This is a genomic window from Ramlibacter tataouinensis TTB310 (genome assembly GCF_000215705.1).
Lineage (GTDB): Bacteria > Pseudomonadota > Gammaproteobacteria > Burkholderiales > Burkholderiaceae_C > Ramlibacter > Ramlibacter tataouinensis.
The window spans coordinates 3,742,635-3,764,515 of record NC_015677.1 but is presented as its reverse complement, the minus strand read 5'-3'; the positions used below and the strand labels follow the sequence as shown (position 1 = coordinate 3,764,515).

At 69.0% G+C, this 21,881-nt stretch carries 16 protein-coding genes; 10 read left to right on the top strand and 6 right to left on the bottom strand.

Annotated features, from left to right (window positions below; genetic code table 11):
- Positions 1 to 17 precede the first annotated feature (17 nt).
- From RTA_RS18035 to RTA_RS18000, 8 genes are all read left to right on the top strand, one after another.
- Entirely contained in the window at positions 18 to 1,139 is a 1,122-nt protein-coding gene (locus RTA_RS18035) for a porin (protein WP_013902871.1), read from the top strand.
- 145 nt (positions 1,140 to 1,284) lie between these two features.
- Positions 1,285 to 2,865, top strand: a complete 1,581-nt coding sequence (locus RTA_RS18030; protein WP_013902870.1) for an ABC transporter substrate-binding protein — start codon at positions 1,285 to 1,287, stop codon at positions 2,863 to 2,865.
- A gap of 153 nt (positions 2,866 to 3,018) precedes the next feature.
- Positions 3,019 to 3,999 (top strand): ABC transporter permease, encoded by a 981-nt coding sequence (locus RTA_RS18025; RefSeq protein ID WP_013902869.1) that lies wholly within the window; start codon positions 3,019 to 3,021, stop codon positions 3,997 to 3,999.
- The gene (locus tag RTA_RS18020; protein WP_013902868.1) at positions 3,999 to 5,222 is read left to right on the top strand and encodes a M20 aminoacylase family protein; all 1,224 of its coding nucleotides are present in this window, start codon (positions 3,999 to 4,001) and stop codon (positions 5,220 to 5,222) included. The genes RTA_RS18025 and RTA_RS18020 overlap by 1 nt, the downstream gene beginning before the upstream one ends.
- A gap of 52 nt (positions 5,223 to 5,274) precedes the next feature.
- Positions 5,275 to 6,855, top strand: a complete 1,581-nt coding sequence (locus tag RTA_RS18015) for an ABC transporter substrate-binding protein (protein WP_013902867.1) — start codon at positions 5,275 to 5,277, stop codon at positions 6,853 to 6,855.
- Between the two features lie 7 nt (positions 6,856 to 6,862).
- Complete coding sequence (locus tag RTA_RS18010) at positions 6,863 to 7,774, top strand: ABC transporter permease (protein WP_013902866.1); 912 nt, start codon at positions 6,863 to 6,865, stop codon at positions 7,772 to 7,774.
- A 4-nt stretch (positions 7,775 to 7,778) separates the two neighbouring features.
- Positions 7,779 to 8,786 (top strand): ABC transporter ATP-binding protein, encoded by a 1,008-nt coding sequence (locus tag RTA_RS18005; protein ID WP_013902865.1) that lies wholly within the window; start codon positions 7,779 to 7,781, stop codon positions 8,784 to 8,786.
- Positions 8,783 to 9,820, top strand: a complete 1,038-nt coding sequence (locus tag RTA_RS18000) for an ABC transporter ATP-binding protein (protein WP_013902864.1) — start codon at positions 8,783 to 8,785, stop codon at positions 9,818 to 9,820. The genes RTA_RS18005 and RTA_RS18000 overlap by 4 nt, the downstream gene beginning before the upstream one ends.
- 2 nt (positions 9,821 to 9,822) lie before the next feature.
- On the opposite strand, the gene RTA_RS17995 is transcribed toward RTA_RS18000, so the two are convergent.
- Positions 9,823 to 10,671, bottom strand: a complete 849-nt coding sequence (locus RTA_RS17995) for a MurR/RpiR family transcriptional regulator (protein WP_013902863.1) — start codon at positions 10,669 to 10,671, stop codon at positions 9,823 to 9,825.
- Between the two features lie 13 nt (positions 10,672 to 10,684).
- Entirely contained in the window at positions 10,685 to 12,163 is a 1,479-nt protein-coding gene (zwf, locus tag RTA_RS17990) for a glucose-6-phosphate dehydrogenase (RefSeq protein ID WP_013902862.1), read from the bottom strand.
- 135 nt (positions 12,164 to 12,298) lie between these two features.
- Here zwf and tal point away from each other — a divergent pair, with 135 nt between their 5' ends.
- Both tal and pgi read left to right on the top strand, forming a co-directional pair.
- Complete coding sequence (gene tal / locus RTA_RS17985; RefSeq protein WP_041675733.1) at positions 12,299 to 13,246, top strand: transaldolase; 948 nt, start codon at positions 12,299 to 12,301, stop codon at positions 13,244 to 13,246.
- A 1-nt stretch (position 13,247) separates the two neighbouring features.
- A complete protein-coding gene (gene pgi, locus RTA_RS17980) occupies positions 13,248 to 14,858 on the top strand; it encodes a glucose-6-phosphate isomerase (RefSeq protein WP_013902860.1) in 1,611 nt (536 codons plus the stop codon).
- A gap of 130 nt (positions 14,859 to 14,988) precedes the next feature.
- Here the strand turns inward: pgi and groL are convergent, their stop codons facing one another.
- The 4 genes from groL to RTA_RS17960 form a co-directional block, all read right to left on the bottom strand.
- On the bottom strand, positions 14,989 to 16,635 hold the full coding sequence (gene groL, locus RTA_RS17975) for a chaperonin GroEL (protein ID WP_013902859.1): 1,647 nt from the start codon (positions 16,633 to 16,635) through the stop codon (positions 14,989 to 14,991).
- Positions 16,636 to 16,685: 50 nt separating this feature from the next.
- Positions 16,686 to 17,006 carry a co-chaperone GroES gene (gene groES, locus RTA_RS17970; RefSeq protein WP_049871334.1) on the bottom strand — a complete coding sequence of 107 codons (321 nt, stop codon included), beginning with the start codon at positions 17,004 to 17,006 and terminating at the stop codon, positions 16,686 to 16,688.
- 171 nt (positions 17,007 to 17,177) lie between these two features.
- Positions 17,178 to 18,632 (bottom strand): efflux transporter outer membrane subunit, encoded by a 1,455-nt coding sequence (locus tag RTA_RS17965; protein ID WP_013902857.1) that lies wholly within the window; start codon positions 18,630 to 18,632, stop codon positions 17,178 to 17,180.
- Positions 18,625 to 21,876, bottom strand: a complete 3,252-nt coding sequence (locus tag RTA_RS17960) for an efflux RND transporter permease subunit (protein ID WP_013902856.1) — start codon at positions 21,874 to 21,876, stop codon at positions 18,625 to 18,627. Before RTA_RS17960 ends, RTA_RS17965 begins: the two co-directional genes overlap by 8 nt.
- Positions 21,877 to 21,881: the final 5 nt, after the last annotated feature.

The following is a 21,881-nucleotide window of genomic DNA, read 5'->3' as shown; positions in this document are numbered from 1 at the left end:
ACCTTGGAGAAACCTGCATGAAAAAATCTCTAGTCGCCCTGGCCGTCCTGGCTGCCGCCGGCGCCGCTTCGGCCCAGTCCTCCGTGACGCTGTTCGGCGTGGTGGACGCCACGCTGACGATCGGCCGTGGCGAACTGACCGACCGTACCCAGCTGACGGACTCGGGCTACAACAGCTCGCGTCTGGGCTTCCGCGGTGTTGAGGACCTGGGTGGCGGCCTGTCTGCTTCGTTCTGGCTGGAAGCCGGTATGAACAACGACAACGGTTCCGGCGACCTGACCAGCCTGAACAACCAGCCCGGCGCTGCGAACAGCACCGGTGGTGGTGGCCTGACCTTCAACCGTCGTTCGACGGTCAGCCTGTCCGGCGGCTTCGGTGAGGTCCGCCTGGGCCGTGACTACGCCCCGACCTTCTGGAACCTGACCGTGTTCGATCCGTTCGGCACCAACGGTGTTGGCACGACGCTGACCACCCTGGGTACCCAAGTCGGCGTGGCCGGTGTCGGTGCTGGCGTCGTCGGCTTCAACGGCGGCCCGACCGGCGTGCGTACCTCCAACAGCCTCGCTTACTTCCTGCCCGCCAACATCGGTGGCTTCTATGGCCAGATCCAGGGCTGGCTGGGTGAGAACCCCCAGGACACCGGCGCTGCAACGGAAGACGACGGCCGTGGCCTGGGTGCTCGCTTCGGCTATGCCGCCGGCCCGCTGAACGTCGCCGTGGCGATCCAGCAGACCGAATACGCCGCTACCGCCACCGGTGGTGACATCCGCACCATCAACGTCGGCGGCCAGTGGGACTTCGGTGTTGCCAAGCTGATGGCGCACTTCAACCGCGACACCATCGACGTGCTGGGCGGCGAAGTGGACGGCAATAGCTTCCTGGTCGGTGCCCTGGTGCCGGTCGGCGCCGGTGAGATCCGCGCGTCGTACTCGCAGTACCGCGTGGACGCCGGTGCCGAGCCCCGCAGCCGCAAGGTCGCGCTGGGCTATGTGCACAACCTGTCCAAGCGGACGGCCCTGTACACGACCGCCGCTTATGTGCGCAACGACGGCGGCGCGACCGCCGCTGTGGGCGGCTCGACGACCACCGCGAACGAGAACTCCACCGGTTTCGACTTCGGTATCCGTCACAGCTTCTAATTTGAAAGCCGGCGTCAAGCCGGCCACAATGAAGAAACTTGAAAGCCGCCTTCGGGCGGCTTTTTTTCGCTTGCGGGAAACCCCTTTTGACTGGCCTGGCGCGGCTGTTGCATAGTCCGCAGTCTTTCCATACCAAGAGGGTTCCATGAAACTCAAACTCGCGCTGCTGTGCGCCGCCACCGCCGCCGCGTTCGCCGCCGCACCGCTGCACGCCAAGACCTTCCGCTGGGCCAGCGCCGGCGAGATCTCCACCTGGGACATCCATTCCCAGAACAACGCGCTGCAGAACGGCATCCATGCCGCCGTCTACGAGTCGCTGGTCTACTACAACAGCCGCACCTTCAAGATCGAGCCGGTGCTGGCCACCTCCTGGACCCAGGTCTCGCCGACGCAGCTGCGCGTGAACCTGCGCCAGAACGTGAAGTTCCACGACGGCAGCGCGTTCACCGCGGACGACGCGGCGTACTCCATCGAGCGGGCCATGATGAAGACCTCGAACTTCACACCCTACACCGCCGGCATCGACCGCGTGGCCAAGGTCAACGCCAACACCATCGACATCTTCACCAAGCGCCCCAACCCGGTGCTGCTCAACCAGCTCACCGAGCTGCGCATGATGAGCAAGGCCTGGGCCGAGAAGAACAGCTCGGTCGAGCCCAAGGACATCCGCAACGTCAACCAGGAGACCTTCGCCAACCGCAACGCGATGGGCACCGGCCCGTTCGTCCTCAAGCAATGGGTGCCCGACCAGCGCATGGTCATGGCCGCCAACCCGGACTGGTGGGGCAAGCTGGAGGGCAACCTGACCGAGATCGTCTACACGCCGATCAAGTCCGAGGCCACCCGCGTCGCCGCCCTGCTGTCGGGCGAGCTGGACCTGGTGCTCGACCCCAGCCCGCAGGACCTGGGGCGCCTTCGCAGCAACGCCAGCCTGAAGGTGATCGACGGCGTCGAGAGCCGCACCATGTTCTTCGGCATGGACCAGCACCGCGACGAGCTGCCCGGCTCCAACGTGAAGGGCAAGAACCCGCTGAAGGACCAGCGCGTGCGCCAGGCGCTCTACCAGGCCATCGACATCGACAGCCTGATGCGCGTGACCATGCGCGGCCTGGGCCAGGCCACCGGCACGCTGATCGCGCCGCAGGTCAACGGCTGGAGCGAGGCCATCCACAAGCGCATGCCCTACAACGTGGAAGCCGCGAAGAAGCTGCTGGCCGACGCCGGCTACCCGCAGGGCTTCGAGGTCGATTTCGCCTGCCCCAACAACCGCTACATCAACGACGAGGAGATCTGCCAGGCCGTCACCGCCATGTGGTCGCGCGTGGGCGTGCGCGCCAAGCTGCGCACCCTGCCGCTGGTGACCTACTTCCCGATGATCCAGCGCTACGAGGCCAGCATCTACATGCTGGGCTGGGGCGTGCCGACCTTCGATGCCATGTACAGCCTGCAGTCCCTGGTGCGCACCGTCGGCACCGACGGCGACGGCAACTACAACGTGGGCCGCTACAGCAACCCCAAGCTCGATGCCGTGATCGACCGCGCCAAGGTGGAGACCGACCTGCTGGTGCGCAACCGCCTGCTGACCCAGGCGCTGCAGATGAGCAATGACGACGTGTCGCACATCCCGCTGCACAACCAGGTCATCCCCTGGGCCATGAAGAAGGGCGTCGAGGTGGTGCACCGCCCGGACAACCGGCTGGACTGGCGCCTCATCAAGGTCAATTGAGGTGAGAGCAAGGCCGCTGCGAGGCGGCCTGCTTCCTCGATAGCCCCACGCTGCGGCCTCGTCCTGCGGGACGGGGCCGCAGCGTTTCTACCAGTGCCGGCACAGCCCTTGCTCTGCTAGCATCCGCGTCCGCCCGAGAGCCTCTCCCCTCGAATGTTTGCCTTCATCCTGCGCCGCCTGATCCAGGCCGTGATCGTCATGGTCTCGGTCGCCTTCATCGCCTTCCTGCTGTTCCAGTACGTGGGCGACCCGGTGGTCTTCCTGCTGGGCCAGGATGCCACTGCCGAGCAGATACGCCAGTTGCGCGCCGACCTGGGGCTGGACAAGCCCTTCATCGTGCAGTTCTGGCACTTCCTGGCGAATGCGGCGCAGGGCGAGTTCGGCCTGAGCCTGCGCCAGGGGGCCAAGGTGTCGCGCCTGATCGCCGAGCGTTTCCCGGCCACGCTGGAGCTGGCCCTGATCGCCGCCGGCCTGGCCCTGCTGATCGGCATCCCCATGGGCGTGTACTCGGCGCTGCGCCGCGGCACCTTCCTCAGCCAGGCGTTCATGACGCTCTCGCTGCTGGGCGTGTCGCTGCCGACCTTCCTGATCGGCATCCTGCTGATCCTGGTGTTCGCGGTCACCCTGGGCTGGTTCCCCAGCTTCGGCCGCGGCGAGACGGTGCAGATCGGCTGGTGGTCCACCGGCCTGCTCACCGCCAAGGGCTGGCACCACATCATCCTGCCGGCCGTGACGCTGGCCATCTTCCAGCTGACCCTGATCATGCGGCTGGTGCGCGCCGAGATGCTGGAGGTGCTGCGCACGGACTACATCAAGTTCGCGCGCGCGCGCGGCCTGTCCAACCGCGCCATCCACTTCGGCCACGCGCTCAAGAACACGCTGGTGCCGGTGATGACCATCACCGGCCTGCAGCTGGGCGGGCTGATCGCCTTTGCCATCATCACCGAGACGGTGTTCCAGTGGCCCGGCATGGGCCTGCTGTTCATCCAGGCCGTCACCTTCGCGGACATCCCGGTGATGGCCGCCTACCTGTGCCTGATCGCGCTGATCTTCGTGGTGATCAACCTGGTGGTCGACCTGCTGTACTTCGCCGTCGACCCGCGCCTGCGCGTGGGCAAGGCCGAGGCGCACTGATGCTGACCACCGCCACCCCGGCGCGGTTCAAGGCCAGCGGCCGTGCCTTCGCCCACATCGCGCAGTTCCACCCGGAGCTGACGGCGCTGCGGCGCGACCTGCACGCCCACCCCGAGCTGGGCTTCGAGGAGGTCTACACCTCCGGCCGGGTGCGCGAGGCGCTCAGGCTGTGCGGCGTGGACGAGGTCCACACCCACATCGGCAAGACCGGCCTGGTCGGCGTCATCCGCGGACGCGGCGCCGGCAAGCGCATGATCGGCCTGCGGGCCGACATGGATGCCCTGACCATGACCGAGCACAACGATTTCCCGTGGCGCTCCACCAAGGCCGGGATGATGCACGGCTGCGGCCACGACGGCCACACCGCCATGCTGGTGGGCGCCGCGCGCTACCTGGCCGAGACGCGCAACTTCGACGGCACGGCCGTGCTCATCTTCCAGCCCGGCGAGGAAGGCTTCGCCGGCGCCAAGGCCATGATCGACGACGGCCTGTTCGAGCGCTTCCCGGTCGAGGCCGTGTACGGCATGCACAACTGGCCGGGCCTGCGCCCCGGCATGATAGGCACCAACCCCGGGCCCATGATGGCCTCGGCCGACCGCGTCACCATCGAGGTCACGGGCCGCGGCGGCCACGGCGCGCATGCCTACCTGGCCGTCGACCCGGTCCTGGTGGCGGCCCACATCATCACGGCGGTGCAGAGCATCGTCTCGCGCAACGTACGTCCGGTCGACGGCGCCGTCATCAGCCTGTGCGCCATGCAGGCAGGCGACCTGCACGCGATGAGCGTGATCCCGGGCAAGGCCACCCTGGTGGGCACGGTGCGCACCTTCAGCCCCGAGGTGCAGAGCCTGGTCGAGCGCCGCCTGACCGAGCTGTGCAGCGCCGTGGCGCTGGGCTTCGGCGCCACCGCGACGGTGCACTACGAGCGCATCTACCCGGCCACCGTCAACGCCACGCGCGAGGCCATGTTCGCCGCCGACGTGGCCGAGGGCCTGGTGGGCGCCGAGCACGTGGTGCGCGACATGGAGCCCAGCATGGGCGCGGAGGACTTCTCCTTCATGCTGCAGTCCAAGCCCGGCGCCTACCTGCGCATCGGCCAGGGCGGCGAGGGCAGCTGCATGCTGCACAACAGCCGCTACGACTTCAACGACGAGATCCTGCCCCTGGGCTCGGCGCTGCATGCCGGCCTGGTCGAACATTCCCTGCCGCCGGCCGCGCCATGAACGACCTTCCGCGCGCGCCGCTTTCTCTCTTCTCTTCCACAAGGAGTTCACGATGAAATTCAAGCTCAACCTGCTGCGGGTGGCCGCCCTGGGCCTGGCGGCCGCCAGCCTGGGCGCCGGCGCGCAGACGGTGCGCATCGCCAACCAGGGCGACGCGCTGTCGATGGACCCGCATTCGCTCAACGAGTCGCTGCAGCTGAGCGTGACCAGCAACGTGTACGAGCCCCTGGTCGGCCGCGCCAAGGACCTGAGCGTGACCCCGGCGCTGGCGACCTCGTGGAAGCAGACCTCGCCCACCGTCTGGCGCTTCGAGCTGCGCAAGGGCGTGCAATTCCACGATGGCACGCCCTTCACCGCCGACGACGTGCTGTTCAGCCTGGCGCGCACCCAGGTCGACGGCTCGGACATGAAGAGCTACACCAACGACGTGAAGGATGTGCGCAAGATCAACGACCACACGGTCGAGATCGAAACCACCGCGCCGTTCCCCATCCTGCCGGACGTGCTGACGCAGGTGTTCATCATGAGCAAGAAGTGGGCGGAGACCAACCAGGCCACGCGGCCGGTGGACCGGCGCAAGGGCATCGAGAACGCGGCCTCCTTCCGTGCCAACGGCACGGGCCCCTTCCGCCTGCGCGAGCGCCAGCCCAATGTGCGCACCACGTTCGTGCGCAACGGCACCTACTGGGACAAGATCGAGGGCAACGTGCAGGAGGTGATCTTCACCCCCATCGGCAGCGACGCCACGCGGGTGGCGGCCCTGCTGTCCGGCGAGGTGGACGTGATGGAGCCGGTGCCGGTGCAGGACATCGAGCGCATCAATGCCTCGGCCGGCGCCCAGGCCCTGGTCGCGCCCGAGCTGCGCACCATCTTCCTGGGCATGGACCAGCGCCGCGACGAGCTGCTGTACTCCAGCGTCAAGGGCAAGAACCCGTTCAAGGACAAGCGCGTGCGCCAGGCCTTCTACCAGGCCATCGACATCGAGGGCATCAAGCGCACCGTGATGCGCGGCGCCTCGGCCCCCACCGCGCTGATGATCGGCCCCGGCATCAACGGGTTCGATCCGGCGCAGAACAAGCGCCTGCCGTTCGACCCGGAGGCTTCCAAGAAGCTGCTGGCCGAGGCCGGCTACCCGCAGGGCTTCGAGGTCACCATGAACTGCCCGAACGACCGCTACGTCAACGACGCGCGCATCTGCCAGACCGTGGCGGCCAACCTGGCGCGCGTGGGTGTCAAGATCAACCTGGCGGCCGAGACCAAGGGCACCTACTTCCCCAAGATCCTGCGCCGCGATACCAGCTTCTACCTGCTGGGCTGGACGCCCAGCACCTACGACGCGCACAACGCGATGAACGCGCTGATGGCCTGCCCGAACGACAAGGGCGCCGGCCAGTTCAACCTGGGCGCGTACTGCAACCCGAAGTTCGACGAGCTCACCCGCGCCGTGCAGTCGGAAGGCGACAAGGCCAAGCGGCAGGCCATGATCAAGGAAGCTTTCGACCTGCACACGGCCGACGTGGGCCACCTGCCGCTGCACCAGCAGTCGCTGGCCTGGGGCGTGAGCAAGAAGGTGAAGGTCGTGCAGCGTGGCGACAACTACCTCGACTTCAAGTGGATCACGGTGGGCAGGTAAGCGGGCGATGGTCAAGACACTGGGTCGCTGGCTCGACAGCGACGTCGGCTACAGCTTCCGCACCTCGCCGGTCGCGGTGGTGGCGGCGCTCATCGCGCTGGTGTGCGTGGTGTGCTCGGCCTTCGCCGGCTGGATCGCGCCGCACAATCCGTTCGACCTGACCACCCTGGTGCTGTCGGACGCCCGGCTGCCGCCGGCCTGGCAGGCCGAGGGCCGCGCGCAGTACCTGCTGGGCACGGACGACCAGGGCCGGGACATCCTCTCGGCGCTGATGTACGGCGCGCGCATCTCGCTGGTGGTGGGCATCACCTCGGTGCTGCTGTCCATGGTCATCGGCGTGGCGCTGGGCCTGCTGGCGGGTTTCCGCGGCGGCTGGATCGACACCGTGCTGATGCGCCTGTGCGACGTGATGCTGTCCTTCCCGGCCATCCTGGTGGCGCTGCTGATCGCCGGGGTGGGCCGCGCCCTGTTCCCCAACGCGCACGACTCGGTGGCTTTCGGCGTGCTGATCGTGTCCATCACGCTCACCGGCTGGGTGCAGTACGCGCGCACCGTGCGCGGTTCCACCCTGGTGGAGCGCAACAAGGAGTACGTGCAGGCCGCGCGCGTCACCGGCGTCGCGCCGCTGCGCATCATGGCGCGCCATGTGCTGCCCAACGTCACCGGCCCGGTGCTGGTGCTGGCCACCATCCACGTGGCCACCGCCATCATCACCGAGGCCACCCTGTCCTTCCTGGGCGTGGGCGTGCCGCCCACCTCGCCCTCGCTGGGCACGCTGATCCGGGTGGGCAACGACTACCTGTTCTCCGGCGAATGGTGGATCACCATCTTCCCCGGCCTGATGCTCATCCTCATCGCGCTGTCCGTGAACCTGCTGGGCGACTGGCTGCGCGACGCGCTGAACCCAAGGCTTCGTTAAAAAGATGAGCCTATTGCAAGTCAAGAACCTCGTCGTCGAGTTCCCCAGCCGGCGCGGCACGCTGCGCGCGCTGGACGACATCTCCTTCGAGATCGCGCCCGGGGAGATCCTGGGCATGGTCGGCGAGTCGGGAGCCGGCAAGTCGCTCACCGGCGCTTCCATCATCGGCCTGCTGGAGCCGCCGGGACGCATCGCCTCGGGCCAGGTGCTGCTGGAAGGCCAGCGCATCGACAACCTGCCCTACGAGAAGATGCGCCACATCCGCGGCCGCAAGATCGGCGCCATCTTCCAGGACCCGCTGACCTCGCTGAACCCGCTGTACACGGTGGGGCGGCAGCTGACCGAGACCATCCAGGCGCACCTGCCGGTCAATGAAAAGGAAGCGCGCCGCCGCGCCATCGGCCTGCTGGAGGACACCGGCATTCCCGCCGCGGCCGAGCGCATCGACCACTTCCCGCACCAGTTCTCCGGCGGCATGCGCCAGCGCGTGGTGATCGCCCTGGCGCTGGCGGCCGAGCCCAAGCTGATCGTGGCCGACGAGCCCACCACCGCGCTGGACGTGTCGATCCAGGCGCAGATCATCCAGCTGCTCAAGCGCATCTGCAAGGACCGCGGCGCCGCCGTCATGCTGATCACGCACGACATGGGCGTGATCGCCGAGACCTGCGACCGCGTGGCGGTGATGTACGCCGGCCGCATCGCCGAGATCGGGCCCGTGCACGAGGTCATCAACCAGCCCGCCCATCCCTACACCATGGGCCTGATGGCGGCCATCCCCGACATCACGGTGGACCGCGAGCGCCTGAACCAGATCGACGGCGCCATGCCGCGCCTGAACGCCATCCCGCCCGGCTGCGCCTACAACCCGCGCTGCCCGCGCGCCTTCGACCGCTGCACCCGCGAGCGGCCGGAGCTGCTGGATGCCGGCGCCACGCGCGCCGCCTGCTGGCTGCACGACGCGCACCAGGGGACCCAGGCCCCGGCGGCCCAATCGGCGAGGGTGGTGGCATGAATGCCGTGACCAAGCCCGAACAGGCCGCGGTGCAAGGATCCGCCCAGCCGCTGGTCCAGGCGCGCGACCTGGCCAAGACCTTCGACGTCTCCGCTCCCTGGCTCAACCGGGTGATCGAGCGCAAGCCGCGCCAGCTGCTGCACGCGGTGGACGGCGTGAGCTTCGACATCGAACGCGGCCAGACCCTGGCCCTGGTGGGCGAGTCCGGCTGCGGCAAGAGCACCGTGGCGCGCCTGCTGGTGGGCCTGTACCAGCCCACGCGCGGCGGCTTCGTCTTCGACGGCCAGGACGCGCATGCCGCCTTCAAGACGCCGCAGGGGCGGCAGCTGCGCCGGCGCATCCAGATGATCTTCCAGGACCCGTACGCCAGCCTCAACCCGCGCTGGATCGTGGAGGACATCGTGGGCGAGCCGCTCAAGGAGCACGGCCTGATCACCGACAAGGCCCAGCTCAGGGAGCGGGTGGGCGAGCTGCTCAAGTCCGTGGGCCTGTCGCCGCTCGACATGATGAAGTACCCGCACCAGTTCTCCGGCGGCCAGCGCCAGCGCATCTCGATCGCGCGCGCGCTGGCCACGCAGCCGGAGTTCCTGGTGTGCGACGAGCCCACCTCGGCGCTGGACGTGTCGGTGCAGGCCCAGGTGCTCAACATCATGAAGGACCTGCAGCGCAAGCAGGGGCTGACCTACTTGTTCATCTCGCACAACCTGGCCGTGGTGCGGCACGTGAGCGATCGGGTCGGCGTGATGTACCTGGGGCGCCTGGTGGAGGTCGCCGGCAAGCACCAGCTGTTCGACAACCCGCGCCACCCCTACACGCGGATGCTGCTGGACGCCATCCCCAAGATGCACGACACCGGCAAGTCCCGCACGCCGGTGCAGGGCGAGGTGCCCAACCCGCTGAATCCGCCCACCGGCTGCGCCTTCAACCCGCGCTGCCCGCACGCCAACGAGCGCTGCCGCGTCGAGCGGCCGGCGCTGCTGGACATCGCCGGCGTCAAGGTCGCCTGCCACGGGGTGGAGGAAGGGCGGATCTAACGCTAGGCGTAGCGCTTGTTGCGCAGGTTGTTCTTCATCTCGCGCAGCAGCGGCTGCAGCCGCGCGCCGCCGATGCGCAGCGCCACCGCCGTAGCCAGCACGTCGATGATCATCAGGTGCAGCAGCCGCGACACCATGGGGCTGTAGCGGTCGTAGCCCTCGGGATGGTCGGCCGCCAGGTGGATGTGGCCGGCGGCCGCCAGCGGCGAGCCGGTGGCGGTGATCACGATGGCGGTGGCGCCGTTCTTGCGCGCGATGTCGCAGGCGTCCATCAGGTCGCGGGTGCGGCCGGAGTTGGACACCACCACCACGCAGTCGCCAGGCCCCAGCAGCGAGGCGCTCATCACCTGCATGTGGCCGTCGCTGTAGGCGATGGCGTTGACGCCCAGGCGGAAGAACTTGTGCTGCGCGTCCTGCGCCACGATGCCGGAATTGCCCGCGCCGTAGAACTCGATGCGCCGGCCGGTCTGGTAGGTGGCGGCCAGCGCCTCGCTGGCACGCTCGATGGCCCAGGTGGACGCGTCGTTGCGGTACTTGAGGAAGGCCGCCACCGTGTTGTCGATCACCTTGACCAGCACGTCGCCGACCTTGTCGTCCACGTCCACGCTGCGGTGGATGAAGGGCACGCCCTCGCTCACGCTGCCGGCCAGCTTGAGCTTGAAGTCCGACAGGCCGTCGTAGCCCATGCTGCGGCAAAAGCGCACCACGGTGGGCTTGCTCACGTGGGCGCGATCGGCCAGCTCGCTCACCGGCAGGTTGGCGAAGGCGCGCGGGTCGCCCAGCACCAGCCTGGCGACGCGCTGCTCGGCCGGCGCCAGCGAGGGCAGCGATGCCTTGATGCGGTCCAGCATCAGCGCGGGCGGGTCAACATTCCTCGGACCAGCAGAACCCGTCGCGCGCGATCATGGCGCTGGAGGCGCTGGGCCCCCAGGTGCCGGCGGCGTAGGGCCGCAGGCCGTTGCTCTCGCCGCGCCAGTGCTCCAGCAGCGGCTCCACCCAGCGCCAGGCCTCCTCCTGCTCGTCGCTGCGCACGAACAGGTTGAGCCGGCCGTCGATCACGTCCAGCAGCAGCCGCTCGTAGGCGCCCACGCGCTCGGAGCCGAAGCGCTTGTCGAAGTCCAGGTCCAGGTGCACCGGCGTGAGCGTCTGCGCCGCCGTGCCGCTCCCGGGGCGTGGGGCGTGCCGGTTGTCCTGGCCCTGTGACAGCAGGTGCAGCTCCAGCCCGTCCTTGGGCTGCAGGTTGATCACCAGCCGGTTGGCCGCGCCCAGCGGCGTGTTGAAGATGGCATGCGGCGTCGGCCGGAAGTTGACCGTGATGTGCGCGTCGCGCGCGGCCAGGCGCTTGCCGGTGCGGATGTAGAAGGGCACGCCGGCCCAGCGCCAGTTGGCGATCTCGGCGCGCAGCGCGACGAAGGTCTCGGTGGTGCTGTCCGGGCGCACGCCGGGCTCCTCGCGGTAGCCCGGCACCGGCTCGCCGCCGATGCGGCCGGCGGTGTACTGGCCGCGGATGGCGTGCTGGCCCAGCGATTCGGCGCTCCAGCGCTTGAGCGAGCGCAGCACCTTGAGCTTCTCGTCGCGGATGGCGTCGGCATGCGCGTTGATCGGCGGCTCCATCGCCAGCGCGCACAGCAGCTGCAGCGCGTGGTTCTGCACCATGTCGCGCAGCGCGCCGGTGCTGTCGTAGAAGGCCCCGCGCTTTTCCACGCCCAGGTCCTCGGCGATGGTGATCTGGATGTTGGCGATGGTCTCGCGCCGCCACAGCGGCTCGAACAGCGCGTTGCCGAAGCGCAGCGCGAACAGGTTCTGCACGCTGGGCTTGCCCAGGTAGTGGTCGATGCGGAACACCTGCTTCTCGGCCAGCACGCGGCGCACCGTCTCGTTGATGGCGCGGTTGGAGGCGAGGTCGTGGCCCAGGGGCTTTTCCAGCACCACGCGGGTCTTGGGCGTGTTCAGGCCGGCCACCGCCAGCTGCTCGCAGACGGCCGTGAACAGGCCCGGCGCGGTGGCTACGTACATCACCACCGTGTCGGCGTTGCGCTCGCGCAGGCGCTGCGCCAGGCGCTGGTAGTCCTGCGGCTTGGACGCGTCCATGCGCACGAAGGCGAGCAGGGCGGCGAAGCGGTCGAACTCTTCCGCGCTGGGCCGCTTGGCCAGCTCGACCTGGTCAAAGCGCGCCCGGATGAGGTTGCGGTACTGGTCGTCGCTCAGGTCGTCGCGGGCCACGCCGATGATGCGGCCGCCCGGCGGCAGGCTGCCGTGCCGGAAGGCCTGGAACAGCGCCGGCATCAGCTTGCGCCAGGCCAGGTCGCCGGTGCCGCCGAAAAGAACGAGGTCGAAGCTCATGGGGAAGTCGCGTCCGCAAAAGCGGCCAATGTAACTTAGTTCCGGATGGGCTGGACGGGAATGCAGCTCATCCTTCCTGTGAAGGGCGTGGCCGGGCGTAACCAAGTTACCGTCCTGCCGCCCCATAATTCCGCCATGAACCAGCTCGAATCGCTCAAGCAAACCACCACCGTGGTCGCCGATACCGGCGACTTCATGCAGCTGGCGCAGTTCCAGCCGCAGGATGCGACCACCAACCCCTCGCTGATCCTCAAGGCGGTGCAAAAGCCCGACTACGCACCGCTGCTCAAGACCACGCTGGGCCGGCATCCCGGTGCGCCGATCGACGAAACCATGGACCGGCTGCTGGTGCGGTTCGGCGCGGAAATCCTGCGCATCATCCCCGGGCGGGTGTCGACCGAGGTCGATGCCCGGCTGAGTTTCGACACCGAGGCCACCATGGGGCGGGCGCTGCGCATCATCGAGCTCTACCGCGCCGAAGGGATCGACCCGGCCCGGGTGCTGATCAAGATCGCCGCCACCTGGGAAGGCATCCAGGCGGCGCGGCAGCTGGAAGCCCGCGGCATCCACACCAACCTCACGCTGCTGTTCTCCTTCTGCCAGGCCGTGGCCTGCGGCGAGGCCAAGGTCCGCCTCATCTCGCCCTTCGTCGGGCGCATCTACGACTGGTACAAGAAAGCCGCCGGCCCGGCCTGGGACGAGGCAGGCAACGCCGGCGCCAACGACCCCGGCGTGAAGTCGGTGCGGCAGATCTACGGCTACTACAAGCATTTCGGCATCGCCACCGAGGTGATGGGCGCGAGCTTCCGCAACACCGGCCAGATCCTGGCGCTGGCGGGCTGCGACCTGCTGACCATCAGTCCGGAGCTGCTGGCGCAGCTGGCCGCCGCCGAGGGCAGCGTGCCGCGGGCACTGGATCCGCAGCAGGCCCGTGCGCTGGACCTCAAGCCCGTGCAGTACGACGAGGCCGGATTCCGCTACGCCTTGAACGAGGACGCGATGGCCACCGAGAAGCTGGCCGAGGGCATCCGCACCTTTGCCGCCGACGCGGTCAAGCTCGAGCAGCTGATGAAGGCGGCCTGAGATGGCGGTGGACCTGAGCACCTTCGCCCGCTGCGACCGCGCGCCGGCCTGGGCCGCGCTGCAGCAGCATTTCGCCGCCCAGGGGCGCGGCTTCGACCTGCGCCAGGCGTTCCGGCAGGATCCCGGCCGCTTCGAGGCGTTCAGCCAGGAGGCGCCGCACCTTTTTGTCGACCTGTCCAAGAACCTGATCGACGCGCCCGCCCAGGCGCTGCTGCTGGACTTGGCGCGCCAATGCGGCCTGGAAGCGCAGCGCGACGCCATGTTCGCCGGGGAGCCCATCAACGCCACCGAGGGACGGGCGGTGATGCACTTCCTGCTGCGCTACCCCGCGGCCGGCGCCGGCTGGATGCCGGGGGCGGTGCGCAACGCCGCCGGCGAGCTGGCCGAGGTGCACCGCACGCTGGACGCCATGCTGGCCTACGCCGAGCAGGTGCGGGCCGACACTGCGATCACAGACGTGGTGAACATCGGCATCGGCGGCTCGGACCTGGGCCCGCAGATGGCCACGCTGGCGCTGGACGAGTTCGTCGCGCCCGGCCGGCGCATGCACTTCGTCTCCAACGTGGACGGGCACGAGCTGGATGCCGTGCTGCGCCGCCTGCAGCCGCGCAGCACGCTGTTCCTGGTCGCGTCCAAGACCTTCACCACCCTGGAGACCATGACCAACGCGCGCTCGGCGCGCGAATGGTTCCTGGCGCAGGGCGGCACGGCCGACAGCCCGGCCCGTGACGGCCGGCCGGATGTCGCTTCCCACTTCGCCGCGCTGACCACCAACGTGGCGGCGGCGCGCGAGTTCGGCATCACCACCACCTTCGGTTTTTGGGACTGGGTGGGCGGGCGCTACTCCCTGTGGTCGGCCATCGGCCTGCCCATCGCCATCGCCGTCGGCGCGCAGTGCTTTCGCGAGCTGCTGGCCGGCGCGCACGCCATGGACGCGCATTTCGCGACCGCGCCGCTGGAGCGCAACCTGCCGGTGCGCCTGGCCCTGCTGGACCTCTGGTACCGCAACTTCCACGGCTTCACCAGCCGCAGCATCGCGCCCTACCACAGCGCGCTGCGCCGCCTGCCGGCCTACCTGCAGCAGCTGGAGATGGAAAGCAACGGCAAGCGGGTGGACCGCGCCGGCCAGGCCCTGCCGTTCGCCACCTCGCCCGTGCTGTGGGGCGAGCCCGGCACCAACGGCCAGCATGCCTACTTCCAGATGCTGCACCAGGGCACGGACGTGGTGCCGGTGGAGTTCGTCGCCGTGCGCCGGGCGGCGCACCGCCTGGCCGGCCACCACGAGCAGCTGCTGGCCAACGCGCTGGCCCAGGCCCAGGCGCTGATGCAGGGCAAGGACGACGCCGGCGGCCACCGCCATTTCACCGGCAACCGGCCCAGCACCTTCGTGCTGCTGGACAGGCTGGAGCCGGCCAGCCTGGGCGCACTGGTCGCCCTGCAGGAGCACCGGGTGTTCTGCAGCGGCGCGCTGTGGGGCATCAACAGCTTCGACCAGTGGGGCGTGGAGCTGGGCAAGGTGCTGGCCAAGGACATCACGCCCCGGCTGGCCAGCGGCGATGCGGCGGGGCTGGATGCGTCCACCGCCGGCCTGCTGCGGCGGCTGCGCACCTGATCCCGCAGGGGCACCGGGCGCGCGCAGCAGCGCGCAGCGCGCTCCCCATGAAAAAAGCCGGGCTCTGCCCGGCTTTTTGATCTGGCTAGAACCACTCGGGAAACGCGCAGCGTTTTCCGAGTGAATGGGATTACATGTCCATCCCGCCCATGCCACCCATGCCGCCCATGCCGCCGCCGGGCATGGCGGGCGCCTCTTCCTTCGGCGCCTCGGCCACCATGGCCTCGGTGGTCAGCATCAGGGACGCGACCGACGCGGCGTTCTGCAGTGCGGTGCGGGTCACCTTGGTCGGGTCCAGGATGCCCATCTCGATCATGTCGCCGTAGGTGTCGTTGGCGGCATTGAAGCCGTAGTTGCCCTTGCCGGCCAGCACGGCGTTCACCACGACGGAGGCCTCGCCGCCGGCGTTGTAGACGATCTCGCGCAGCGGCGATTCGATGGCCTTGAGCACCAGCTTGATGCCGGCGTCCTGGTCGGGGTTGTCACCCTTGATCTCGCCAGCGGCCTGCTTGGCGCGCAGCAGGGCCACGCCGCCGCCGGCCACGATGCCTTCTTCCACGGCAGCGCGGGTCGCGTGCAGCGCGTCTTCCACGCGGGCCTTCTTCTCCTTCATCTCGACTTCGGTGGCGGCGCCGACCTTGATCACCGCCACGCCGCCGGCCAGCTTGGCCACGCGCTCCTGCAGCTTCTCGCGGTCGTAGTCGGAAGTCGCTTCCTCGATCTGCACGCGGATCTGCTTGACGCGCGCTTCGATGTCCGCGGCGGCGCCGGCGCCGTCGATGATGGTGGTGTTTTCCTTGCCCACTTCGATGCGCTTGGCCTGGCCCAGGTCGGCCAGCGTGACCTTCTCCAGCGTCAGGCCGACTTCCTCGGCGATCACCTTGCCGCCGGTCAGGATGGCGATGTCCTCCAGCATGGCCTTGCGGCGGTCACCGAAGCCGGGCGCCTTGACGGCCACGACCTTCAGGATGCCGCGGATGGTGTTGACCACCAGGGTGGCCAGGGCCTCGCCCTCGACCTCTTCCGCGACGATCAGCAGCGGGCGGCCGGCCTTGGCGACCTGCTCCAGCGTGGGCAGCAGGTCGCGGATGTTGCTGATCTTCTTGTCGAACAGCAGCACGAAGGGGTTCTCGAGGATCGCGCTCTGCTTCTCGGGGTTGTTGATGAAGTAGGGCGACAGGTAGCCGCGGTCGAACTGCATGCCTTCGACGATGTCGAGTTCGTTCTCCAGCGACTTGCCGTCCTCGACGGTGATCACGCCTTCCTTGCCGACCTTGTCCATCGCCTTGGCGATGATCTCGCCGATGGAGCTGTCGCTGTTGGCGGAGATCGAGCCGACCTGGGCGATTTCCTTGCTGGTGGTGGTCGCCTTGGACGACTTCTTCAGCTGCTCGACCAGGGCCGTGACAGCCTTGTCGATGCCGCGCTTGAGGTCCATCGGGTTCATGCCGGCGGCCACGTACTTCATGCCTTCGCGCACGATGGCCTGGGCCAGCACGGTGGCGGTGGTGGTGCCGTCACCGGCGATGTCGCTGGTCTTGGAAGCGACTTCCTTGACCATCTGGGCGCCCATGTTCTGCAGCTTGTCCTTGAGCTCGATCTCCTTGGCCACGGACACGCCGTCCTTGGTCACGGTGGGGGCGCCGAAGGAGCGCTCGAGCACCACGTTGCGGCCCTTGGGGCCCAGGGTGACCTTGACCGCGTTGGCCAGGATGTTCACGCCTTCGACCATGCGGGCGCGGGCGTCGCCGCCGAAAACTACGTCTTTTGCTGCCATGTTGAGTTACCTCGTATGCTGTGCTTGGGAGGGATGGGGAGGAAAGGCGCTCAGGCGGCCTTCTTCAGGCTGGCGGCGGGGGCGCCTTCGATGACGGCGAACAGGTCATCTTCCTTCATCACCAGCAGCTCGTCGCCGTCGACCTTGACGGTCTGGCCGCTGTACTTGCCGAACAGGACGCGGTCGCCCACCTTGACGTTCAGGGCGATCAGCTCGCCCTTGTCGCTCTTGCGGCCGGGGCCCACGGCCAGCACCTCGCCCTGGTCGGGCTTCTCGGCGGCGTTGTCGGGGATCACGATGCCCGAAGCGGTGCGGGTCTCGTTTTCCAGGCGCTTGACGATCACGCGATCGTGCAGAGGACGAAGTTTCATGTGCATCTCCTTGACTCGGAACAGGGGGAACATCAAAAAGCGCCACCAAGTAGCGCTTTCGAATTAATCGTGAGGGAGTGTTAGCACTCGATCTCAGCGAGTGCCAATCATAGGGGATTTTTGGAGGCTTTCAAGCGCCGGCTGTCCTACGCGGTTCGGCGCCGCCAGACCCTAGCGCCAGCCCCCGCCCAGCGCCCGGTACACGTCCACCAGTGCCGTGGCCGTGCCGCTGCGCGCCTGGGCCAGCTGGTCGCGCACGCTGAGCAGCTCGCGCTCGGCGTCCAGCACCGCCAGGAAGTCGGTGGCGCCCGCCTCGAAGCGGATGCGCGACAGCCGGGCCGCCTCCTCGGCGCTGCGGGCCGCCACCTCCAGCCGGTCGCCCTGCTGCGCGGTGCGGTTGAAGCGCGAGAACGCGGTCTCGGTCTCCTCCAGCGCCAGCAGCACCGTCTGCTCGTAGGTGGCCAGTGCGCCCTCGTTGCGGGCCTCGCTGGCAGAGATGCGCGAGCGGATGCGCCCGAAGTCCAGGAAGGTCCAGGCGATGCCGGCACCCGCCGAGTACACGCGCGCGTTGCTGTCGGTCAGGTTGGACACGCGGCTGTTGTTGAAGCCCAGCAGGCCCGACAGGCTGATGCGCGGGAACAGGTCCGCGGTCGCCACGCCGATGTCGGCGCTGGCGGCGGCCAGCTGCCGCTCGGCCTGCACGATGTCGGGCCGGCGGCGCAGCAGCGCCTCGGGCGTGCCCGCGGGCAGCGCGCCCAGGTCGGTCACCGGCAGGGTGGGCAGCGCGGCCGCGGCCGACAGCCGCTGCACCGCCTGCGCGGGCGCCAGGCCGGTGAGCCGCGCGATGCGGAACGTCGCCTGCTCGATCTGCGCCTGCAGCGCCGGCAGCGCGGCCTCGGTCGAGGCCACCAGGCTGCGCGCCCGCGCCACGTCGAGCTGGGTGCCACGGCCCGCGTCCTGCCGCAGCTCGGTCAGCCGAAGCGCCTGGCGCTGGTTCTCCAGCGAGCTGTCGGCCACCGCATGCCGCTGCTGCAGCCCGCGCAGCAGCACGTAGTTGCGCACCACCTCGGCCAGCACGGCGACCTGCGCCGCGCCGACGCCCGCTTCCGAGGCCGCCACCTGGGCGGCCGCCGACTCGCCGGCGCGGCGCGCGCCGCCGAACAGGTCGAGTTCCCAGTTCATCACCACGCCGGCGTCGAACGCGTTGCCGGTGCGCTCGCTGCGCGAGGTGCCGGGCCGCTGCGGCAGCGGCGTCACGCCGCGGCCGGCGCCGGCGTCGATGCCGAAGGCCGGCAGCAGTTCCGCCCGCGCGCCCAGCAGCAGCGCGCGCGCCTCCTGCAGCCGCGCCTGCGCGATGCGCACGTCGGTGTTGGCGGCCAGCGCGGTGTCCACCAGGCCGTCGAGCACCGGGTCGGAAAAGCCCTGCCAGAAGCGGCCGAGCTCCTGGCCGCCGGTACCGGGCTGCCCGGCACCGGCGGCCACGAAGCCGGCGGGCAGCTGGCCCGCGGGGGGCGGCTGGTAATCGGGGCCGACCGCGCAACCGGCGGCCAGCAGGGCGGCGCCGGCCAGCAGGCCGAGCCGCAGGCGGGCCGGGACGAAACGGTGCAGGGTGGCTGGTTTACTCATGGCTGCTGTCCCCGTCGCGCCTGGCGTGCGGCGCCGCCAGCGCGCCGGCGCCCCCGCCCATCGGCTGTGGTTGCTGCGGCGCGCGCGCCGTCCTCTTGGGCAGGCTGCGCAGCAGCACGTAGAACACCGGCGTGAGGAACAGGCCGAATGCCGTCACGCCCAGCATGCCGCTGAGCACGGCCACGCCCATCGAGCGGCGCATCTCGGCGCCGGCGCCGGTGGACAGCACCAGCGGCACCACGCCGGCGATGAAGGCGATCGAGGTCATCAGGATCGGGCGCAGCCGCAGGCGGCAGGCCTCGACCACGGCCTCGACGGTGCTCCTGCCGCGGTCCTCGAGCTCCCTGGCGAATTCCACGATCAGGATGGCGTTCTTGCACGCCAGGCCCACCAGCACCACGAAGGCGATCTGCGTGAAGATGTTGTTGTCGCCCGGCTCGCCCAGGAGGCCGCTGACCCACACGCCGAAGATCGCGCTCAGGATGCACATCGGCACGATCAGCACGATGGCCATCGGCAGCGTCCAGCTCTCGTAGGTGGCCGCCAGCACCAGGAACACCAGCAGCACGCACAACGGGAAGATGTAGACCATGGTGTTGCCCGCGATCTTTTCCTGGTAGACCAGCTCGGTCCACTCGTAGCCCATGCCGCGCGGCAGCACCTCGGCCAGCAGCTGCTCCATCTCGGCCTGCGCCTGGCCCGAGCTGAAGCCGGGCTTGGGCGCGCCGTTCAGGTCGGCGGTGTAGAAGCCGTTGTGGCGGCCCACCGTCCCGGGGCCGAAGCTCGGCTGCACGGTCAGCACCGAGCCCAGCGGCACCATCTCGCCGCGGCTGTTGCGGACCTTGAGGTTGGCGATGTCCTCGGCCTTGGCCCGGTAGCCGGCATCGGCCTGCAGGATCACCTGGTAGGTCTTGCCGAAGCGGTTGAAGTCGTTGACGTACAGCGAGCCCAGGTAGGCCTGCATCGAATCGTAGATGTCGGTCAGGTTGATGCCCATCTGCTTGGCCTTGGCCCGGTCGACGTTCGCCATCAGCTGCGGCACGTTGATCTGGTAGTTCGAGAAGAACTGGGTGATCGAGCTGTCGGGGTTGCCGTACACCCGCCCCATCAGCTGCTGCACCAGGCCGTTGAGCGCGGCCTCTCCCTGCGAGCTCCTGTCCTGCAGCTGCAGCTTGAAGCCGCCCGCGTTGCCCAGGCCGCTGACCGGCGGCGGGCTCAGCACGAACAGGATGGAGCCCTGGATGGCGCCCAGCTTCTGGTTGACCTGGCCGACGATGGCCTCGGCGCTGAGCTCCCGCGTCGTGCGCTTGTCGAACTCGTCGAGCCCGAGGAACACGATGCCGGTGTTCGGCGCGGCGGTGAAGCCGTTGATCGACAGCCCGGGGAAGGCGATGGAATCCCGCACGCCCGGCACCGAGCGCGCGATGTCGCTCATCTCGCGCACCACCCGCGTGGTGCGTTCCAGGCTGGCGCCGTCCGGCAGCTGGGCGATGCCCACCAGGTACTGCTTGTCCTGCTGCGGAACGAACCCGGACGGCACCTGGTAGAACAGCAGCGCCGTGGCGGCCAGCAGCCCGGCATACACCGCCAGGGACAGCGACTTGCGCCGCACCACGGTGGTGGTGATGGCGCCGCTGTAGCGGTCGGCGTTGCGCTTGAAGAACCGGTTGAACCAGCCGAAGAAGCGGCCGAACACCTTGTCGATGCCGCGGGTCAGCCGGTCCTTGGGCGCGTCGTGCGGGCGCAGCAGCATCGCGCTGAGGGCCGGCGACAGCGTCAGCGAGTTGAAGGCCGAGATCACGGTGGAGATCGAGATCGTCACCGCGAACTGGCGGTAGAACTGGCCCGACAGGCCGCTCACGAAGGCCAGCGGCACGAACACCGCGCACAGCACCAGGCCGATGGCGATGATGGGGCCCGAGACCTCCTTCATGGCCTGCACCGCGGCGTCGTGCGGGCTGAGGCCGGCCTCGATGTTGCGCTCGACGTTCTCCACCACCACGATGGCGTCGTCCACCACGATGCCGATGGCCAGCACCAGCCCGAACAGCGTGAGCGTGTTGATCGAGAAGCCCAGCGCCAGCAGCACCGCGAAGGTGCCGATCACCGACACCGGCACCGCCAGCAGCGGGATGATGGACGCGCGCCAGGTCTGCAGGAAAACCACCACGACCAGCACCACCAGCAGCACGGCCTCGAACAGGGTCGTGACCACCTTCTCCACCGAGGTCTGCACGAAGCGCGTCGGGTCGTAGACGATGGAGTAGTCGACGCCGGGGGGGAAGTTCTTCTTCACCTCCTCCATCGCGGCGCGCACGTCGTTGGACAGCTGCAGCGCGTTGGAGTTGGGCGCCTGGAAGATGGCGATGGCGGCGGCCTCGTTGTTGTTCAGCAGCGAGCCCAGCGCATAGGAGTTGGGGCCCATCTCCACGCGGCCCAGGTCGCGGATGCGCACCAGCGAGCGGTCGGACGGATCGGCCTTGACGATGATGTCGGCGAACTCCTCCTCGGTGCCCAGGCGGCCCTGGGTGTTCACGGCCAGCTGGAACTCGGTGTTGTCCGGCGACGGCGGGCCGCCCACCACGCCGGCGGCCACCTGGGTGTTCTGCTCGCGGATGGCGCGCGCCACGTCGGTCGTCGTGATGTCCCGGCTCGCCAGCTTCTGCGGGTCGAGCCAGATGCGCATGGCGTAGTCGCCCGAGCCGAAGGTCAGCACCGAGCCCATGCCGTCGATGCGCAGCAGCGCGTCGCGCACGTTGAGCGTGGCGTAGTTGCGCAGGTACAGCGCGTCGTAGCGGTTGTCCGGCGACACCATGTGCACGACCATGGTGAGGTTGGGCGAGCTCTTCTCGGTGGTCACGCCCAGCTGCCGCACGATCTCGGGCAGGCGGGGCAGGGCACGGCTGACGCGGTTCTGCACCGCGGTCTCGGCGGCCTCGGGGTCGGTGCCGATCTTGAAGGTGAGGGCCAGCGTCATGGCGCCGTCGGCCGTGGCCTGGCTGTTCATGTACAGCAGGCCCTCGATGCCGTTGATCTGCTCCTCCAGCGGCGTGGCCACCGTCTCGGCGATCACGCGCGGGTTGGCGCCGGGGAACTGGGCGCGCACCACCACCTGCGGCGGCGCGACCTCGGGGTACTCGGAGATCGGCAGCTGGAAGATGGCGATGGCGCCGACCAGGGTGACGAGGATGGACAGCACCGCCGCGAAGATCGGGCGGTTGATGAAGAAGGTGGAGATGTTCATGCGGC